The sequence below is a fragment of the Aeromonas sp. 604176 genome, from assembly GCF_049170755.1.
GTDB classification, from domain to species: Bacteria; Pseudomonadota; Gammaproteobacteria; order Enterobacterales; family Aeromonadaceae; genus Aeromonas; species Aeromonas veronii_A.
Window position 1 is genome coordinate 1 of record NZ_JAAKNE010000300.1, and the last position, 743, is coordinate 743.

At 65.5% G+C, this 743-nt stretch carries 1 pseudogene; it reads left to right on the forward strand.

From position 1 onward, the window contains the following. Positions 1 to 743, forward strand: a pseudogene (locus tag G5358_RS21485) (DNA mismatch repair protein MutS); the annotation flags it as partial.

Sequence of the window (743 nt, forward strand, 5' to 3'; positions counted from 1 at the left end):
CAGCTCGGCGAATCGGCCGCCATCTGCGAACAGGTGGGGGATCCCGCCACCAGCAAGGGGCCGGTGGAGCGCAAGGTCATTCGCATCATCACCCCGGGCACCGTCTCCGACGAGGCACTGCTCAGCGAGCGACAGGACAACCTGATCGCCGCCGTCTACCACGATGGCCGCCGCTTCGGCTATGGCACCATGGATATCGGCTCCGGACGCTTCTTCATCAACCAGTTCGAGAAAGAAGAGACCCTGCTGGCGGAGCTGCAGCGCACCAATCCGGCGGAGCTGCTCTACCCCGAATCCTTCGCCTTCCTGCACCACGTCGAGGGTCGCCGTGGCCTGCGTCGCCGCCCGGAGTGGGAGTTTGAGCTGGGCACCGCCCGCAAGCTGCTCTGCCAGCAATTCGGCACCCAGGATCTGGTGGGCTTTGGCGTCGAGCAGAGCGAGACTGCCCTGTGCGCCGCCGGTTGCCTGATGCAGTACGTCAAGGACACCCAGCGCACCGCCCTGCCCCACATCCGCAACGTGCGCCTCGAACAGCCGGATCACGCCGTCATCATGGATGCCGCCACCCGCCGCAATCTGGAGCTGACCCAGAATCTGGCCGGTGGCTACGAAAATACCCTGGCCGAGGTGCTGGATCGCACCGCCACCCCCATGGGCAGCCGCCTGCTCAAGCGCTGGATCCACCAGCCGATCCGCGATCGGGTGATCCTGAAAGGTCGCCAGAGCACCATCAAGGAGCTCAT